Below are 18,299 nucleotides of genomic sequence, written 5' to 3'. Positions count from 1 at the left end.
TTTTTTTAGGTGAAGAAGAGATCTCCTTCACCATCCTGAAATGTATGTTGCTTTTTATTTGATACCTGAAAAGTACTGTATATTTTTTGCCCGTATCTTTTCGCGTACAAAAATGGGAATTTTCTATTTAAAAGCTGGTCTGTCAGCTCCTTTTTATAAATAGTTATGTACTCAATTTTATTACTCAGGCAATATTTTTTTAAATAGGCGGAAATTTCTTTTGTGCAATCTTCAGTTAGGTTAAAATATAGTGTTTTTAAATGTCCATCGCGTACCGAGAAAATAAAAAGGCCCAGCAGTTTGTCGTCTCTTTTCACTTTAACTGTTCTGTAGTAAAAGGTTCCCGAAAAAGAAGAAAAAGGGTAGCAGGAGTTTTCATCATTATATTGCTGTGTCAGCCAGGGATACTCAAAAATCCATTTTAATTCGGCTTCTCTTCGCTTGAAAACACTGTTAGTTGGTTTGGATTTTATAAACTGATAACAGGCTTCATCCGGTTTTTCAATTTCCGAGAATAAAACCGGAGAGTTTGTCCTAGGCTTATAGAAGAAGCCAGAAACATCAACTATTAGCTTTATAAAAAAGTCGGTGATTTTGAATAGAACAGCAGTAACTGGATTTATTCTGGCCTGAAACAGTTTGGTTGTTTTTGAATACAAATACAAACGCGCTCCTTCAAACTGGTGAATCGGTTGAAAGAGGCCGGTTTTTAAATACAACTTTTCTGAATGGGGAGCGTAATTGGTGAAGGCCAGTTTTTTGTCCCAGTCGTTATAAGCTTCGCGTAAAAGTTGCCCGGAATAACCTAGGCGGCGGTGTTGTTCGTGTACCCAGCTTCCGCTGCACCAACCAAACCGAACTGTTACATTTTCATCCGAAAACGTGTCGGCAAAAATACTACGGAATGCCACCAATTTATTGTCGGTAAAACCAAGATAAAGTACAATGTCGTCAGGATGTCCGTGTGGATTGGCAAGATACGATTGGGCTCGAATTGCAGAAATGGGAATCACTTCGTAATTCTGAAATTCTTTGCTGTTCACAAATTTTTCCAGCTCGCTGAGTCGTATTTTTTTTACTTGTAAAGTCAATGTTTTACTGTTACTTTGCCAATTGTTTTGCGTAGTTTAAAATAAAGAAATTCCGCTTTTACATTCAACTCAAGATCACCAGCTTGCTCTGCCGGGTAACGCTGAAAATGATTGGGTATTTCGTCGTATTTAACGCCCGCTGTTCCAAAACTAATATCGCATATTTCGCTGTCGTGTATTTTTTTTATCAGATTAGTTGAAACGCCATCATCGGTAAACGGAAATGAAAAAGCTTTCACTTTTGGATTTACATTCTCCTCCACCCATTTCATACTTTTTTTGATTTCCTTCAGTTGTTTTTTCTGCGAAATCTTCCGGAATTCAGGGTGTTTATGACTGTGCCCGCCAATGGAAAAACCTTTGTTGTGCAAATCTTTAATCTGGGACGTCGTCATATAAGGTTTTTGTGTTTCAAGAAACGACTGAAAATCGATTTCAAGTAACTCTGCTGCATGATCGAGTATCTCCTGCTTTGAAAAAGGAGCTTGCAGTAAGTCTTTTAACGGCACCTCGTTTTCGTTCAGGTAATTTTCTGCTTCTGCATCGGGTTGTGTACGCATTTTATTGGCTATTAAACTGGCTTTGTACCGATGAAAAAGTTCTTTGTTGTCGACAAAACCGCTATTCACAAAAAATGAAGCCGGTATTCCTTTTTGTATAAGAATAGGTGCAACTATTTCCGCACATTCTTTTAGTCCGTCATCAAAACTTATATGAAAACTTTTGGGTTTGGGTGACTTTGTTAGCTCTTCCAACGAAATCGGTTTAAAATATTTTAAGTAGAAATCGAGTTCCTGCTTAAACTGTTTTTCATCAATTACCGGGTAATTTAAAATGTGTGGTAAAGGTTTGTTGCTAACGGTGTGGTAAAAGGGCAAAAAAGGAGGCGTTTTCGCTGCCAGAAGTTTTCGGGTTGAAAACAGCGGACTCAGTTTTTTACTTACCAAACGCGGGAAATACTTCATCGCCAATTATCGTTTTATCCACTTTAGCAGCAAAGGTAAACGATTATATTTAAGATGAAAGTAGGTTTCGGGTCTTGCCCCAAAGCCTGCGTAAAAGCGCTCAATGCCCGGAATCATTGATCCCTCAAAATCCAATAGCAGGTTTTTCCCGGCATTGTCTTCAATAAATCGATTAACAAGATAGTACATCGCTCCCGTGTTTTTCCCTTCTTCGTTTGAGGCTGCATTAAAATAGATAACGCGGTCTTTCCAGCGGCAAAAATAAACGGCTGCACAAAGTTCATTTCCCGGAGTGTATACGCCGTATATTTTTCCAAAGCCTTTGTATTCGCCAAAAGCGATAAGGCTTTTCAGTTTGGCGACAGCCGACAGATCAACTCCGGCAGGTAGATTTTTCGATTTAAATTCGAGGTAATCTTCAAACCGGATACCTTCAATTATCGAAAGATCCTGCTTTTGGGCCTTGGCAATATTTCGTTTTGTATTGTTTGAGTAGCCGGAAATGATCGATTTAAAATCTTTTGTTAGCGAAAGCAGGTAATTTTTACGTTCGAAAAAAATATCACCGTCATTTTCTCCGGGAATATTTACAGCATTAAGTTGCACATCGACGTATTTAAAACGGTTTTTTATGGCAGTAATAAATGTTTCAAAAATCGCTTTCGATGGAGGAGGGAAGATTCCAAGCTGCTGCGTGAAAAGCGGCTGGTAAAGGTATTTAATGCCCAGTTTGCTTCGAAAGGGCAGCGGCATTACATATTCGTAATCGCCATAAACCAAGGCATCCCACTCAATGGCAGTTCTGTCGAGATGCCAGTCGTAGGCATAAATCCTGCAATTTAACGCACCATCAATGCATTGATTCCATTTCCTGGAATCGATTTGCGTATGTTTTATATAGTGAATCTTTTTTACGCTGCTCATTTAAATATACCGGCTACTCATTCGCCCATTCAAAACCCAGTTTGTTCATCTGCTCAAACACTTCTCTGAAACCTTTCCATGTTCCCAAATCGTTAACGGTTTCGTTGTGCCACACACTTACAAATGTACCGCCAACATTTTTAACTTCCTGCATAATCTTCTTTATTTCTTCAAAAGCCTTTTCCGGAGGCAGCTGAAGGTAGTAGCGCAGCGTTCCGTCCATAATGTTGAAAGGAATGATTTTCAGGTTTGTTACCGTTTCATGTTTCAGGTCGTAGAAACAGTAGGGTGTACAAATACCTCCTCTGAAGCCCGGTTGGGCAGAATAACCCAGGGTGTAGTCTTCTTCAATTCCGGCTTTTATTAAGCGGGTGTATGTTTTCGGAAATTTCAGTCGGATATAGTGCTGGCGACTTTTGGAAACACTTCTTCCAATAATTTCTTCCAAGCGTTGTTTTTCCAATTTTACTTTCTTTTTGCCACCTTTTTTCTTGCTGCTGCCAAACGACGGATGAATACCAACGTCGTATTTTTCGGCTGTCCGTTTAATCAGTTCCCGGTATTCTTTGTTGGTGTGGGCAATGTTCTTGTCGTAACGTCCGTAATCGCCCAATAGGAAGAAAAATTTTACTTTGTCCTCGTTTCCTGCAAAAACACTGTCGAGGTAATTGTAGGTGTCGTACGGATCGGATTCTTCACCATCTAAAACCCGTTTGCGTTTTAGGGTGTCTTGTCGGTTGCCTTTTATCAGCGACTTTGCCCAGGCCGCAGTTGTGCGCAAAAAACCTTTGTTTTGGTAGGCGTAAGCATTATCTACATCGATGGTGGAAAAAAACTTAAATTTCGATTCGCTGTAGCTAAACTCCGGGTATTTTTCTTTCAGCAGTTTTGCCAGCAGTTTTGCCCAGATATTTACCACCGGTTTTTGCAGTAAGTTATATTTGGTAAGAATACTGTTCTGGTATGGATAACGCCCCAGTTTGTCGCGGTTTTTATCGACATATTCTTCGTGGCGGGTAACCAAATAAAACGAAGCCGCAAAGGGATCGAAAGGCAAATCGGAGTCTTTTGATGTTTCGCAGAAATATTTCTCACCCTCGTACCAAACCGAATTTATGGTAGGTTTAATAAGTGCATTCTGAAAAATAAGTTTGTGTGGTTTGATGTAAAATTCATCGCCAAATTTTTCGTACGAATAGTTGATCTTTGGGATTTCCGACTTTCGAAATTTCGCAGAATTCTGAGTAAACGCAATTTCCGTTTGCAAAATGTTCGCGAAAATCAGTTTTGCAATGTACTCAATCCGTGGGTTAACTTCGTCGGAATAAAAAAGTATCATTTTCGTTCGGTTTATTCGTTTAACATTCCTTCGTCGGCTAAACTCAGGTAATTGTTCTGGCCAATAATAATATGGTCGAGCACCGTTATATCCATAATTTCAGCCGCACTTTTAATTTTACGGGTAATATTCAGATCGGCATTTGATGCCTGCATGGTTCCTGAAGGATGGTTGTGGCATAGGATAATGGCACTGGCCATTTTTTCCAGCGCATTTTTTAATATCAGCCGCACATCGATTACGGTGCCTGAAATTCCGCCCTGGCTTACCATAAACGAGTCGATTATCCGGTTGCCGCGGTTAAGTAGCAAAATCCAAAACTCTTCGTGATTCAGATCGCCAAGCGTGGGCTGAAAATATTCAGCTGCATCTTTACTTCCGGTAATTTGCTTTTTATTGAATACATCAGCTTCTTTCCGGCGTTTGCCCAGCTCTAGTGCTGCAGCAATGGTAACAGCTTTTGCTTCGCCAATTCCCTGAAATTTGGTGAGGTAATCGATGCCTTTACGGCCCAGTTCGTTTAAATTATTGTCGGCTGATGCTAAAATGCGCCTCGAGAGTTCAACGGCTGTTTCTTCAATATTGCCCGAGCCAATCAATATGGCAATAAGTTCGGCATCGGTTAGCGATCGTGGTCCTTTGTTTAGTAACTTTTCGCGCGGACGATCTTCAACAGCCCAGTCTTTTATATTTAGTTTTTTGTATTCTCCCATTTGTCCCGGAGTTCTATCCTAAAATTAATTATAATTAGTTATTTCGGAAATACTAAATTATAGTTACAGAACATACGGGATTATGAAACACAAAAAAACCTCCCCGAAACTCGGAGAGGTTTTCTATATAATGTGGTTTTTCTCTTCTTACAATGAATTAACCTGTGTAGTTAATTTCGATTTTAAGTTTGCAGCTTTGTTTTTATGAATGATATTGCGTTTCGCTAATTTATCAATCATAGCAACAACTGAAGGATACATTTTCTCTGCTTCAGCTTTATCAGTAGCATTACGCAAAGCTTTAATCGCATTACGTGTAGTTTTTGCGTAGTACTTGTTGTGTACTCTCTTTTTTTCGTCTTGACGAATTCTTTTTAATGCTGACTTATGATGTGCCATTTTCTTTCTTTCTCTCTTTTTAAAAATTAGTAGCCCGTAGGGGATTCGAACCCCTGCTACCAGGATGAAAACCTGGCGTCCTAACCCCTAGACGAACGGGCCTTCCTATTTAACTCCCTTAATTTTGGGACTGCAAAAATAAATCATTTTTGTAATCGACCAAATTTTTTCAGGATTTTTTTCTCAGCTAAAATCGGTTTGCTTTTCGTTTAAAGCGCCGTTTTTATTTTAGCGCTGCAAAGGAAAGAAACATTTTTTAATCTGCAAACAAAAAAATAAAAAAAAATGCAAAAATGTTTTTCCTAACGTAATTCGAAGTTCTGACCGAGGTAAACACGGCGCACATCCTCATCGGCAGCCAACTCATCAGCTGTTCCTGCTTTTAGGATATTTCCTTCAAACAGGAGATAAGAGCGGTCTGTAATACGCAGTGTTTCGTGTACATTGTGGTCGGTTATCAACACGCCAATATTTTTCTCTTTCAGCTGCATTACAATTTGCTGGATGTCTTCCACCGCAATCGGGTCAACCCCGGCAAAAGGCTCATCAAGTAAAATAAATTTTGGGTCGATGGCCAGGGCACGTGCAATTTCTGTACGGCGTCGCTCACCCCCCGAAAGCTGAATACCTTTACTTTTCCGGATATGCTGCAAACTGAACTCATCAAGCAATGTTTCCAGTTTTTCTTTCTGGTACTCTTTCGAATAATCAGTCATTTCCAACACTGCCCTGATGTTGTCCTCAATACTCAACTTACGGAATACTGAAGCTTCCTGGGCCAGGTAGCCAATACCTCGCTGTGCTCTTTTGTACACCGGAAGTTTTGTGATCTCCTTTTCGTCGAGAAAGATCTTTCCCGAAAAGGGCTGAATCAATCCAACAATCATATAAAATGATGTGGTTTTACCGGCGCCGTTCGGTCCCAGCAGTCCTACAATTTCACCTTGCTCAACCTGAAAACTAACTCCTTTTACTACGGTTCTTTTTCGGTATTTTTTAACGATATTTTCTGCTCGAAGAATCATAATGGTTCAAATAACGTCAATTTTTGACGGAATTACATGGCTTCCATTGCTTTTTCACGATTTTTAACTACGCGGCGCGAAATGACAATACCTATTTCGTAAAGGAAAACCAGCGGGAAACAAACCATAATCTGGCTAAAAATATCAGGCGGCGTAATAATCGCCGACAGTAATAACATTACCACATATGAATGGCGTCGGTATGTTTTCATAAATTCAGGAGTAAGAAGTCCAACTTTACTTAAAAAGTAAGAGAAAATCGGAAGAAGGAAAACCACTCCCGCAGCAAGCGATATTGATGTAACCGATCCGATATACGACCGGAGATTAATCGTGTTTTCAACCTCGCTACTTACCTGGTAGGTACCTAAAAAGTGAATCGATAAGGGCACAATTAAATAGTAACCAAACAATACACCCATTAAAAATAATACGGAAGTAAAGAATACTGCACCTCCTGCATGTTTTCGTTCGTTTTCGTATAATGCGGGTTTAATAAAACGCCAGAATTCGTAAAAAACCACAGGAGAAGCGATGATCAATCCGGCAATTATCGATACCATAATATGCGTAGAAAACTGCCCTGCAATTTTTATACTCTGCATTTTTAATGGTACCTGGTTAATTTTTAATGCCTCCGATCCAACCATGTCGCCCAGTTTGGCAAACATCCGGTTGGTCCAAAAGTCGGGCATTCTCGGACTAAGGATAACCACATCGAAAATAAACGATTTCATAACAAATGCAACGATGGCAAAAATAACAATGGCCGCTGACGACCTGATAATGTGCCAACGAAGTATTTCCAGGTGTTCAAGAAAGGACATTTCTCCTTTTGAACCTTCTTCGCCTTGTTTTTTGGTAGTACGCTCTTCGCTCATGAATTCTGGTTTTCAAAAAAAACTTCACAAATGTACACGAATTTTTCGCATTTAAAATCTCAAATATTACTTATATATTGCACGGCTCAAACTTTTCACATAATGTTAGTCTTTATCAAATACATCTTATTTTAAAATATAAAATTTATTAAATTGTATTGCCATTTTGCTTACTTTTAATAATTTAGAATTTACTTATGCTAGAGATATTGGGAGATTGGACATATGAGTAAAAAAGTTGTATTAGCAGAAGAGTTGCAGCGTTTTTTTGGCTTCGATCGTTTTAAAGGGCAACAGGAAGAAGCGATTAAAAGTGTGATGGAAGGGAAAGACACCTTTGTGTTGATGCCTACAGGTGGAGGAAAGTCGTTGATTTATCAGTTGCCGGCCTTAATTCTCGAGGGCACTGCCATAGTGATTTCTCCTTTAATTGCCCTAATGAAAAATCAGGTAGATGCAATTCGTGGTACACATGCCGAAGACAGTGTTGCGCATTTCCTGAATTCGTCGCTTTCAAAAGCAGCCATTACCCAGGTTAAAGAAGATGTGCTGGCCGGGAAAACAAAACTGCTTTATGTTGCTCCTGAGTCGTTGACAAAAGAAGAAAATATTGAATTCCTTAAACAAATAAAGATATCGTATTACGCCATTGATGAGGCACACTGTATTTCGGAGTGGGGACACGATTTCAGACCGGAGTACAGACGGATAAAACCGATTGTTGAAGAAATAGGGAAGTCGCCGATTGTTGCGTTGACAGCCACGGCAACTGCAAAGGTTCAGCACGATATTCAAAAGAACCTCGGTATTTTGGATGCAAAGGTTTTTAAGGCATCGTTTAATCGCGAGAATCTTTATTACGAAGTGCGTCCAAAGGTGAAAACCGAAACGCAGATTATAAAATTCATAAAACAAAACGAAGGCAAATCGGGCATTATCTATTGTTTGAGCCGGAAAAAAGTAGAAGAGCTGGCCGAAACCTTAGTGGTGAACGGAGTTAAAGCACTAGCCTATCACGCCGGTATGGATGCCACTACCCGCTCGGGAAATCAGGATAAATTTCTGATGGAAGAGGTGGATGTGATTGTGGCTACCATTGCTTTTGGTATGGGTATCGATAAACCCGATGTGCGTTTTGTAATACATTACGATATTCCCAAAAGTCTGGAAGGTTATTACCAGGAAACCGGACGTGCCGGCCGTGATGGTGGCGAAGGACAATGCATAACTTTTTACAGTTATAAAGATATTCAGAAACTGGAGAAGTTTATGCACGGGAAACCGGTTGCTGAGCAGGAGATCGGTAAACAACTTTTGTTGGATACCGTTTCGTACGCCGAGTCGGCTATTTGCCGCCGTATAATATTGTTGCATTATTTTGGCGAGCACTACAGAACGGATAATTGTGGAAACTGCGATAATTGTCTGAACCCGAAGGAGCAGATTGAGGCGAAAGACGAAATTGTTACCGCCCTGAAAGCTATTTTGGAAGTAAACGAAAAATACAAAGGCGATCACATTGCCAACATCCTGATTGGGAATAGTACTGCTGCCATAAAATCGTTTAAACATTATACGCTAAAATCGTTTGGTACAGGTAAAGAACATGACGAGCGTTTTTGGAATGCTGTGTTCCGCCAGTCGATGGTAGCCGGAATCATCAACAAAGACATTGAAAATTACGGTTTGCTAAAGGTTACCGAAAAAGGGCATGAGTTCCTTGAGAAGCCGCATAGCTTTATGTTGGTGAAAAACCACGAATATGAAGAAGAGGATGATTCAAACAGTGCAGGAGGTGCCCCGTCGGGAGGAGCAAGTGGCGATCCGCAATTGTTTGCCATGCTGAAGGACCTGCGGAAAAAAATAGCCAAGAAGCACAATCTGCCGCCTTTTGTGATTTTCCAGGATCCGTCGTTGGCCGACATGTCCATTCAGTATCCGGTGACTACCGAGGAGTTGCAAAATATTCAGGGAGTTGGACAGGGAAAAGCCCGCCGGTATGGAAAAGAGTTTGTGGCGCTCATAAAATCGTATGTGGAAGAAAATGAGATTGAACGCCCGGAAGATTTGGTGGTACGTACCGTAGCCAACAAATCGAAAATGAAGGTGTTTATCATTCAGAGTATCGACCGCAAATTGTCGTTTGAAGATATTGCCGACTCAAAAGGAATTGAGGTGAGCGATGTGATTGGCGAAGTGGAGGCGATTGTAAATTCGGGAACCAAATTAAATATCGATTACTACATTGATGATGTGATTGACGAAGATCATCAGGAGGATATTTTTGAATATTTCCGCGAGGCCCAAACCGACTCCATCGAGGATGCGCTGGAGGAATTAGGCGAAGAAGAATACTCGGAAGATGACATTCGTTTAATGCGCGTGAAGTTCTTCTCCGACATGGGTAACTAATCCTTATCGTTGATTTTCAACTTTTTTGTTGCAGAAATTGTTATTTTTGCACGCTTTTTTATTCGTAAAACTCAGGTTTCAAAAACGTAGTGTGTTGAAAACTGTATGTTGAACGAATCCCGATAGCGCAGCTCAACGGGATAAATGAATAAAGGAGACAGATGTTATTTTTGTTAAAAAAGTAAATGTAGAGATTGATACCCTGTTTAAAGGTGATTCAGTTGAAAAAATTAAATAATAGATATGACCGTGTCAGTTCAGGAAAAACTAGATTACAAAGTGGCCGATATTTCATTGGCAGAATTCGGAAGAAAAGAAATTGAGATCGCGGAGAAGGAAATGCCGGGATTAATGGCCATCAGAGAAAAATTTGGCCCGCGGAAGCCGCTTAACGGCGTGCGTGTAATGGGTAGCTTGCACATGACCGTGCAAACTGCCGTTTTAATTGAAACTTTGGTTGCCCTTGGTGCAGATGTTCGTTGGGCAAGCTGTAATATATTTTCAACGCAGGATCATGCTGCGGCCGCTATTGCAAAAGCCGGTGTTCCGGTATTTGCCTGGAAAGGTGAAACACTGGAAGAGTACTGGTGGTGCACCCGCGAGGCAATGAGTTTCCCCGATGGAAAAGGCCCGCAATTGATTGTTGACGATGGTGGCGATGCTACCTTGTTGATTCACAAAGGTTATGCTGCCGAAAAAGATGCAAGTGTTTTGGATGTTGACGCGTCAAGCGAGGAAGAAGAAGTAATTCTCGAGTTGCTGAAAACTACATTAAAAGAAGATAACCAAAAATGGCACCGCACCGTAGCCGAATGGAAAGGTGTTTCGGAAGAAACAACTACCGGAGTGCATCGTTTGTATCAGATGGCCGATAAAGGTGAGTTGTTGGTGCCGGCTATTAATGTTAACGATTCGGTAACAAAATCAAAATTCGATAACCTGTACGGATGTCGCGAATCGCTGGCCGATGGTATTAAACGTGCTACCGATGTTATGATTGCCGGAAAAGTGGTTGTAGTTGCCGGTTATGGCGATGTTGGTAAAGGTTGTGCACACTCAATGCGCAGTTATGGTGCCCGCGTAATTGTTACCGAGATTGATCCGATTTGTGCGCTGCAGGCAGCCATGGAAGGTTTCGAGGTAAAAACAATGGAAGATGCATTGGCCGAAGGAAACATTTATGTTACCACCACCGGAAACTGCGATGTAATTACTGCCGAGCACATGGCAAATATGAAAGATCAGTCGATCGTTTGTAATATTGGCCACTTCGATAACGAAATTCAGGTTGCCCGAATGGAAAAATGGCCGGGCATCGAGAAGGTAAACATCAAACCACAGGTTGATAAATATACCTACGAAGATGGCCACTGTATTTATTTGCTGGCCGAAGGTCGTTTGGTAAACCTGGGGTGTGCAACCGGACACCCTTCGTTTGTGATGAGTAACTCGTTTACCAACCAGTCGCTGGCACAAATTGATTTGTGGGAAAACGACTACGAAGTAGGTGTTTATACTTTATCGAAAAAACTGGATGAGGAAGTAGCGCGTTTACACCTGGCGCAAATTGGTGTAAAATTGACTGAGCTTACCGAAAAACAGGCCGCTTATCTGGGTGTATCGAAAGAAGGACCTTTTAAGCCGGAGCACTACAGATATTAAGAAGAAAAATATATACGATAGAAAATGGGTTTCACTTAGTGGAGCCCATTTTTAGTTGTATACCCGGAGTGTGTTTCCGTTGAGAGATGTATTGTACTGCTTTAATGGTGCCGCAGCAGGTCCTTTTAATACTGTGCCGCCAATAAATATATATTCCGATTCGCAACACGAGCATTTCCCTACAGCTCCCTCATTTGCTACCCTGCACGATGGATTAATTTCGTTGGTGCAAGCTGCATCAAATGCATAGTACGAACCTTCTATTTCGCAATAAACAATAACACCTCCAAATCCCTGGTTTGGAAAGTAGGCCGAGTTGCCGGGTACAGTTAGCTCGTTATATAGCCCCAGATCAAGATTTAAGCCCACCCAAACATCCGGAATCTCCGAATCAATTTCGTCACACGACGAATACATCAGAAAAGTAAGTGCGATAAAAAACAAATACTTCATTCCCGAATACCCCGACTTCCTGTTGATGTTCTTTTTTTGCATGATGCTAAATTTGTTTTGTTACACCAATTTGAAAATGATCAAGCTATTTTGAATTATTTTCAAATTGGTTAAATGCCGATATATAAAAACAAAGTCATTGGGAGTGCCCGAGCCAATAGCTTAATGTTTTTAATAATCGGTATTATTCTTTAACGCGAAAATTTTTATTTCCGTACACGTTTCGTACTTTTATAAACTGAACAGCCAAAAATACAATTTATTGCTGATAGAAAATTATGGATGATATAGTAGTTATCATATTAACCTTGATCGTTGCCGTGTTTGGCATTCTAAATAAAACACGGAAAAAGAATGCCGCACCCGGAGAGTCCGCTTCCGGAACCGGCAGTGCACAGGATTTTTGGGAAATGCTGATGGATGACAATGAGGATATACCGCGCCAGTCGCAATCCCAGGAAGTGCTGGACGAAATGGTAGAAGAAGAGCCAGTACAGGAAATTCGTCCGGCATACCAATATAGTACTGAAGTAAGAAAATCAGCACCGCTAAGACGAAAAGTTGAGCAACCAAAAAAAACGAAAAAGAAGTCGTTGATACTGGGTGAGAAGTTTTCGTTGAAGAAAGCCGTGATATATAGCGAGATTATCAATAGGAAGTATGTCTAACTGCGTAAATATCACCCGTTTTCGATATTTTTTTGCTTAGAATATTTTAATATTCAAGAAATTATATAATTTTGCAAAAGGAAGAGTTCCGGGCAGATCGGGATTCTTTCTATTTTTTTATGCCTACGTTGAGGCGAAACAATTAAATAAAGGAGGATACAAAATGTCCGAAGTAACATATTTAACAAAAGACGGATTAGAAAAGCTAAAGAAAGAGCTGGAACACTTGATGACAGTTGAGCGTCCTAAAATTTCGAAGCAGATTGGCGAAGCCATTGAAAAGGGAGATATCTCGGAAAATGCCGAGTACGATGCAGCTAAAGATGCCCAGGGTATGCTTGAGGCTAAAATCGCCCAGATAAAAAATAAAGTGGCAAATGCCCGAATTCTCGACGAGTCGAAAATTAATACATCGCAGGTTCAGATTCTGAATAAAGTAACCATCAAGAACATAAAGAATAATGCAACTATGCAATATACTTTGGTTCCCGAAAGTGAAGCGAATCTGAAAGAAGGAAAGATATCGGTGCAAACGCCAATTGCCAAAGGATTGATGGGCAAAAAAGTTGGCGATGTGGTTGAAATTAAAGTTCCGTCAGGAGTAATACCTTTTGAGATTGTAGAAATTTCAATTTAAGAACAATGGCAAGCATTTTTACAAAAATTATCAATGGTGAGATCCCTTCATACAAAGTAGCTGAGGACGAGAATTACTTTGCTTTTCTCGATATTTTCCCAACTGCAAAAGGACACACTTTGGTAATTCCGAAGAAAGAGGTAGACTGCCTTTTTGATTTGGATGATGAAACCTACGCAGGTTTGCAAATGTTTGCCAAAAAAGTGGCCAAAGGACTGGAGAAAGCTGTTCCCTGTAAAAAAGTTGGGGTAATGGTTTTGGGTCTCGAAGTGCCACACGCACACATTCATTTGGTGCCCATGCAAAGCGAACACGATTTGCTGAACTTTGCCGACAAAACAAAATTCCCACCAGAGGAAATGGAGCAGCTGGCAAAGCTCATCGCTGAAAATATTGACTAGCAGTCCCGATCAAAGTATCGGGGCTTTTTTTGCTCCAAAAAATCCATCAAAAATTATTAACATCCCCCGGATAAGGCTGCGAGAATTGGTATCTTTAAAAACTTTTTTAGCATAGTTTTTATGGTTCCATTTACGCATTTACACGTACACTCGCAATATTCTATTCTTGATGGTGCTGCCAGCATCGGCGACCTGGTTGGCAAAGCAAAATCGGATAATATGCCGGCTTTGGCATTAACCGATCACGGTACAATGTTTGGCATAAAAGAGTTTCATGCCGCCTGTTCGAAGGCTGAAATCAAACCCATTTTGGGATGTGAAACTTATGTGGCTGCCCGCACAATTAATGATAAAAGCGATAAGGTCGACCGCTCGGGACATCACCTTATTTTGCTGGCAAAAAACAAGGTAGGTTATATTAACCTGATCAAGCTGATATCAACAGCTACGACTGCCGGTTTTTATTACAAACCGCGTATTGATAAAACGCTGCTGGAAAAACATCACGAAGGACTGATTGCATCATCGGCCTGTTTGGGAGGCGAGATTGCACAACATATAATGGCCAATAATATAAAGGCGGCCGAAGACGCCGTTCTATGGTATAAAAAACTGTTTGGCGAAGATTATTACCTTGAGTTGATGCGGCATCCGGCGCAATCGCAACGTGAGCGCGAAGAGGTGTACGACTGGCAGGTAAAAGTAAATAAGCAACTGGTTCCGCTGGCTAAAAGGCTGGGCGTGCAACTTATTGCTACCAACGATATTCACTTTACAAACGAATCGGATGCGGAAGCGCATGATTTGCTGATCTGCCTGAATACCGGGAAAGATTTTGACGATCCGAACCGGATGCGTTACACCAAACAGGAGTGGTTTAAAACGCAGGCCGAAATGAATGAGCTTTTTAAAGATCTTCCCGAGGCCTTGGCGAACACCAACGAAATTGCCGAAAAAATCGAGTCTTTTGAGTTGAATAGTGCGCCGATCATGCCCATGTTCCCTATTCCTGAAGAAATTGGAACGGAAGAAAGTTTTAAAGAAAAATATTCAGAAGCTGATTTGCGCGAAGAATTTGGCGATTCGGCATTCGAACGTTTAGGCGGATACGATAAGGTAATTCGTGTGAAACTGGAGTCAGCATTTTTGGAGCACCTTACATTCGAAGGGGCAAAAGAACGTTATGGCGATCCGCTGGAGAAGAGTGTGGAAGACCGCCTGATTTTCGAGCTGAATACCATTAAAACAATGGGTTATCCCGGGTACTTCCTTATCACGCAGGACTTTATTAACTGGGCAAAAGATAATGGCGTTCTTGTTGGGCCGGGACGTGGTTCGGCTGCCGGAGCGGCAGTATCGTATTGTGCCGGAATTACCAACATCGACCCGATTAAATACGACCTGCTTTTTGAGCGTTTCCTGAATCCCGACCGTATATCGCTTCCCGATGTGGATATCGACTTTGATGATGACGGACGACAGCTGGTACTGGAATATGTAACCAATAAATACGGGCAGGATAAGGTGGCTCACATTTGTACGTTCGGTACTATGGCTACCAAGTCTTCCATCCGTGATGTAGCCCGTGTATTGAAATTACCATTACCCGAAGCCGATCGTTTGGCCAAGTTAGTGCCCGAAGCTCCGAAAATGAGTTTCAAAAAGGCGTTTAAAGAAAGTCCCGAACTGGCAAGGGAAAAGGATTCGCCTATTCCGTTGGTTGTTGATACGCTGAACTATGCCGAGAAGCTCGAAGGATCGGTGCGAAATACCGGAGTGCACGCCTGCGGAATTTTAATTAGCCGTGATCCGCTCACCGATCATATTCCGTTGATGCCTACCAAAGACGAAGAGCATCTGCTTACAACACAGTACGACGGGCGTTTTGTGGAAGACATCGGTTTGCTGAAAATGGACTTCCTCGGACTGAAAACCCTGTCGATTATAAAAGAGTGTTTGGAAAACATCAAGCTGTCGAAAGGAATTGAAGTTCCGATCAACGAAATTCCGCTGGATGATGAAAAGACATTCGAGCTATTTAGTCACGGCGAAACCACCGCCATCTTCCAGTTTGAATCGGACGGTATGAAAAAACACCTGCGCGATTTGAAGCCAAACCGTTTTGAAGACCTGGTGGCCATGAACGCGCTCTATCGTCCGGGGCCAATGGAATACATCCCCGATTATATTGCACGTAAACACGGTAAACAGAAAGTGGATTACGATGTGCCCATGATGGAAGAGTATCTGAGCGATACTTACGGTATTACCGTGTTCCAGGAGCAAGTGATGTTACTCTCGCGTTTGCTGGCGGGTTTTACGCGTGGTGACTCGGATACGCTGCGTAAAGCGATGGGTAAGAAGATTATGTCGGTAATGGAAAAGCTTAAGGTTAAGTTTGTTGACGGCTGTAAAGCCAACCGGCAGTTTGTTGACGAATGTAAAAACAAAGGGAAACAGACCGACGAAGTAATCAATAAAATCTGGAAAGACTGGGAGGCATTTGCCTCTTATGCATTTAACAAATCGCACTCGGTTTGTTACGCTTACATTGCCTATCAAACAGGCTTTTTAAAAGCGCATTACCCGGCCGAGTTTATGGCGGCCAACCTTAGCCGAAACCTTAATAATATTGTTGATATTACCAAGTTAATGACCGAGTGCAAGCGAATGAAACTGAACGTACTTGGCCCGGATGTTAACGAGAGCTTTATCAAATTTACAGCTAACCCTGAAGGCGATATCCGTTTTGGGATGGGAGCTATTAAAGGGGTTGGATCCGCAGCGGTTCAGCATATTATTGATGTGCGTAACGAACGTGGTCATTTTAAAACCATTTACGATTTGGTGGAGCACGTAAACCTTCAGTCGGTGAATAAAAAGAACCTCGAAGCGCTTGCAATGGCCGGAGCTTTCACCAACCTGGAAGGGGTAAACCGCAGTTGCTTTTTTGCCGGTGAAAATGAGAACGACGATACCAATTTTATCGAAAAGCTGATTCGTTATGGTAACCGTGTTCAGTTGGAAGCACAAAGTGCACAGCAAAGTTTGTTCGGAGGAATGGGAGGCGGACAGGACATTCAAAAGCCGCCAATCCCAAAAGTTGATGAGTGGGCAAAACTAATTCTGCTGGAGAAAGAGAAGAACCTGATAGGTATTTACCTCACGGCGCATCCGCTAGATGATTACAGGTTAGAGATCACCAATTTCTGCTCGAGAGATGTGGCGCTGAAAGACCTGAACAACGATATCTCGAAATACCAGGGGAAAGACTTTACCTTTGGAGGTATGGTTACGGCAGCGCGCGAAGGACAGTCGAAAAACGGAAATATGTATGCCGTTATGACCCTGACTGACTACACCGATTCAAAAGAACTTTTCTTCTTTGGAAACGACTATGTAAACTTCAGTAAATTCTGTAAAGTGGGGCTTTTTATAATGGTAAGAGGTTCGGTGAAGCAGCGTTTTAACAGCGATTTTTACGAGTACAAAGTGAACAGCATTGAGTTGCTCGATGATGTGCGCGAAAAATATATTAAAAGTTTAACCATTAACATACCGCTAAAAGTATTAACCGAAGACTTTGTAAAACGCGTTGAGCAATTGGCCGGAGAATACAAAGGAAAAGCCCTGCTGAAATTTAATGTTTTTGATCCCGAGAACAATATGTACATTGAAATGTTTTCAAGAACTACAAGGGTAAATCCTTTGGATGGATTTCTGAACTTTTTTGATGAGCAACCGGAAATGAGTGTCAGAATTAATTAGTTTTGCAGAACAGAGATACGATATACAACAATAAAAAGATAATAATATGGCTTTAGAAATTACAGATGCCAATTTTGAAGAATTGGTAATGAATTCAGACAAACCGGTGATGATCGATTTTTGGGCAGTTTGGTGTGGCCCTTGCAGAATGATTGCACCTATTGTTGAAGAAATGTCGACGGAGTATGAAGGCAAAGCAGTAATCGGTAAAGTTGATGTTGACAACAACCAGGATGTAGCAATGAAATACGGAATCAGAAACATTCCTACAGTATTGTTTGTGAAAAACGGCGAAGTTGTTGACAAACAAGTTGGTGCTGCTCCAAAACAAGCTTTTATCGACAAGCTGGAAGCATTGCTGTAATAGCATTTAATTCAAACTGTCATTTCGACGACGCAGGAGGAGAAATCTTTTTCAATAAAAGATCAGGCCTTTTTTGCTACCCGAAATGACAGTTTTTGTTTGGAATTACCAGACTTCGACTAAGCGTCACCCTGAGCGTAGTCGAAGGGTGTTCAATAAAACAACATTGCTTTTCTTTTTATCATTTTGAAGAATCTCATCGACATAGAACAATTTCACCGTTTTGATAACCTGGGGCTGGTGGCTCACGAGGTTGTTGAAGGTTTTATAACCGGTTTGCACCGAAGTCCGTTTCATGGATTTTCGGTTGAATTTGCCGAACACCGCTTGTATAACCAGGGCGAGTCGACCAAGCACGTCGACTGGAAATTGTTTGCGCGCACCGACAAACTTTTCGTAAAACAATACGAAGAGGAAACCAACCTGCGTTGCCAGTTGGTTGTCGATACTTCTTCTTCCATGTTGTTCCCTTACACAAAAGGGAAAAAGCATTTACACAATAAACTGGCTTTTTCGGTGTACACGGCCGCAGCTCTTATTTACCTGATGCGTAAACAGCGCGATGCCGTGGGGCTTACACTTTTCTCCGACGAAATT

General features: G+C 41.4%; 17 protein-coding genes and 1 tRNA gene. 8 read left to right on the top strand and 10 right to left on the bottom strand.

Going from position 1 to position 18,299, the window contains the following annotated elements; all coding sequences use genetic code 11:
• Positions 1–5: 5 nt before the first annotated feature.
• The 9 genes from ABZB17_RS04055 to tatC all read right to left on the bottom strand — a co-directional run bounded on the left by ABZB17_RS04055 (position 6) and on the right by tatC (position 7,337).
• Entirely contained in the window at positions 6–1,091 is a 1,086-nt protein-coding gene (locus ABZB17_RS04055; protein WP_372648215.1) for a hypothetical protein, read from the bottom strand.
• On the bottom strand, positions 1,088–2,056 hold the full coding sequence (locus tag ABZB17_RS04050; RefSeq protein WP_372648214.1) for a polysaccharide deacetylase family protein: 969 nt from the start codon (positions 2,054–2,056) through the stop codon (positions 1,088–1,090). Before ABZB17_RS04050 ends, ABZB17_RS04055 begins: the two co-directional genes overlap by 4 nt.
• A 6-nt stretch (positions 2,057–2,062) precedes the next feature.
• On the bottom strand, positions 2,063–2,980 hold the full coding sequence (locus ABZB17_RS04045; RefSeq protein ID WP_372648213.1) for a hypothetical protein: 918 nt from the start codon (positions 2,978–2,980) through the stop codon (positions 2,063–2,065).
• 13 nt (positions 2,981–2,993) lie between these two features.
• Positions 2,994–4,319, bottom strand: a complete 1,326-nt coding sequence (locus ABZB17_RS04040) for a polysaccharide deacetylase family protein (RefSeq protein WP_372648212.1) — start codon at positions 4,317–4,319, stop codon at positions 2,994–2,996.
• Between the two features lie 11 nt (positions 4,320–4,330).
• On the bottom strand, positions 4,331–5,032 hold the full coding sequence (gene radC, locus ABZB17_RS04035) for a DNA repair protein RadC (RefSeq protein WP_372648211.1): 702 nt from the start codon (positions 5,030–5,032) through the stop codon (positions 4,331–4,333).
• 147 nt (positions 5,033–5,179) lie between these two features.
• Positions 5,180–5,431, bottom strand: a complete 252-nt coding sequence (rpsT, locus tag ABZB17_RS04030) for a 30S ribosomal protein S20 (protein WP_038556318.1) — start codon at positions 5,429–5,431, stop codon at positions 5,180–5,182.
• A gap of 30 nt (positions 5,432–5,461) precedes the next feature.
• Positions 5,462–5,533 (bottom strand) — tRNA-Glu (locus ABZB17_RS04025).
• Positions 5,534–5,733: 200 nt separating this feature from the next.
• Positions 5,734–6,456 carry an LPS export ABC transporter ATP-binding protein gene (gene lptB / locus ABZB17_RS04020; RefSeq protein WP_045031676.1) on the bottom strand — a complete coding sequence of 241 codons (723 nt, stop codon included), beginning with the start codon at positions 6,454–6,456 and terminating at the stop codon, positions 5,734–5,736.
• A gap of 32 nt (positions 6,457–6,488) precedes the next feature.
• The gene (tatC, locus tag ABZB17_RS04015; RefSeq protein WP_372648210.1) at positions 6,489–7,337 is read right to left on the bottom strand and encodes a twin-arginine translocase subunit TatC; all 849 of its coding nucleotides are present in this window, start codon (positions 7,335–7,337) and stop codon (positions 6,489–6,491) included.
• Between the two features lie 225 nt (positions 7,338–7,562).
• On the opposite strand from tatC, the gene recQ reads away from it, so the two are divergent.
• Positions 7,563–9,749, top strand: coding sequence for a DNA helicase RecQ (recQ, locus tag ABZB17_RS04010; RefSeq protein ID WP_372648209.1), 2,187 nt, complete (start codon positions 7,563–7,565; stop codon positions 9,747–9,749).
• A gap of 243 nt (positions 9,750–9,992) precedes the next feature.
• On the top strand, positions 9,993–11,411 hold the full coding sequence (gene ahcY / locus ABZB17_RS04005) for an adenosylhomocysteinase (protein ID WP_372648208.1): 1,419 nt from the start codon (positions 9,993–9,995) through the stop codon (positions 11,409–11,411).
• Between the two features lie 51 nt (positions 11,412–11,462).
• Here ahcY and ABZB17_RS04000 read toward each other — a convergent pair whose 3' ends face one another.
• Positions 11,463–11,906 (bottom strand): Rieske (2Fe-2S) protein, encoded by a 444-nt coding sequence (locus ABZB17_RS04000; protein WP_372648207.1) that lies wholly within the window; start codon positions 11,904–11,906, stop codon positions 11,463–11,465.
• Between the two features lie 236 nt (positions 11,907–12,142).
• Here ABZB17_RS04000 and ABZB17_RS03995 point away from each other — a divergent pair, with 236 nt between their 5' ends.
• From ABZB17_RS03995 to ABZB17_RS03970, 6 genes are all read left to right on the top strand, one after another.
• The gene (locus tag ABZB17_RS03995; RefSeq protein ID WP_372648206.1) at positions 12,143–12,532 is read left to right on the top strand and encodes a hypothetical protein; all 390 of its coding nucleotides are present in this window, start codon (positions 12,143–12,145) and stop codon (positions 12,530–12,532) included.
• 163 nt (positions 12,533–12,695) lie between these two features.
• A complete protein-coding gene (greA, locus tag ABZB17_RS03990; RefSeq protein WP_045031690.1) occupies positions 12,696–13,169 on the top strand; it encodes a transcription elongation factor GreA in 474 nt (157 codons plus the stop codon).
• A 5-nt stretch (positions 13,170–13,174) separates the two neighbouring features.
• Positions 13,175–13,570, top strand: a complete 396-nt coding sequence (locus ABZB17_RS03985) for an HIT family protein (RefSeq protein ID WP_372648205.1) — start codon at positions 13,175–13,177, stop codon at positions 13,568–13,570.
• 120 nt (positions 13,571–13,690) lie between these two features.
• Entirely contained in the window at positions 13,691–17,338 is a 3,648-nt protein-coding gene (gene dnaE, locus ABZB17_RS03980) for a DNA polymerase III subunit alpha (protein ID WP_372648204.1), read from the top strand.
• 46 nt (positions 17,339–17,384) lie between these two features.
• Entirely contained in the window at positions 17,385–17,702 is a 318-nt protein-coding gene (gene trxA, locus ABZB17_RS03975; protein ID WP_045031698.1) for a thioredoxin, read from the top strand.
• Between the two features lie 186 nt (positions 17,703–17,888).
• The coding region (locus ABZB17_RS03970; protein ID WP_372648203.1) for a DUF58 domain-containing protein at positions 17,889–18,299 on the top strand (411 nt) is incomplete at its 3' end.

Source organism: Draconibacterium sp., from assembly GCF_041583095.1.
Lineage (GTDB): Bacteria > Bacteroidota > Bacteroidia > Bacteroidales > Prolixibacteraceae > Draconibacterium.
Note: the sequence above shows the minus strand (reverse complement) of the source record. Positions and strands in the feature narration are given on the sequence as shown.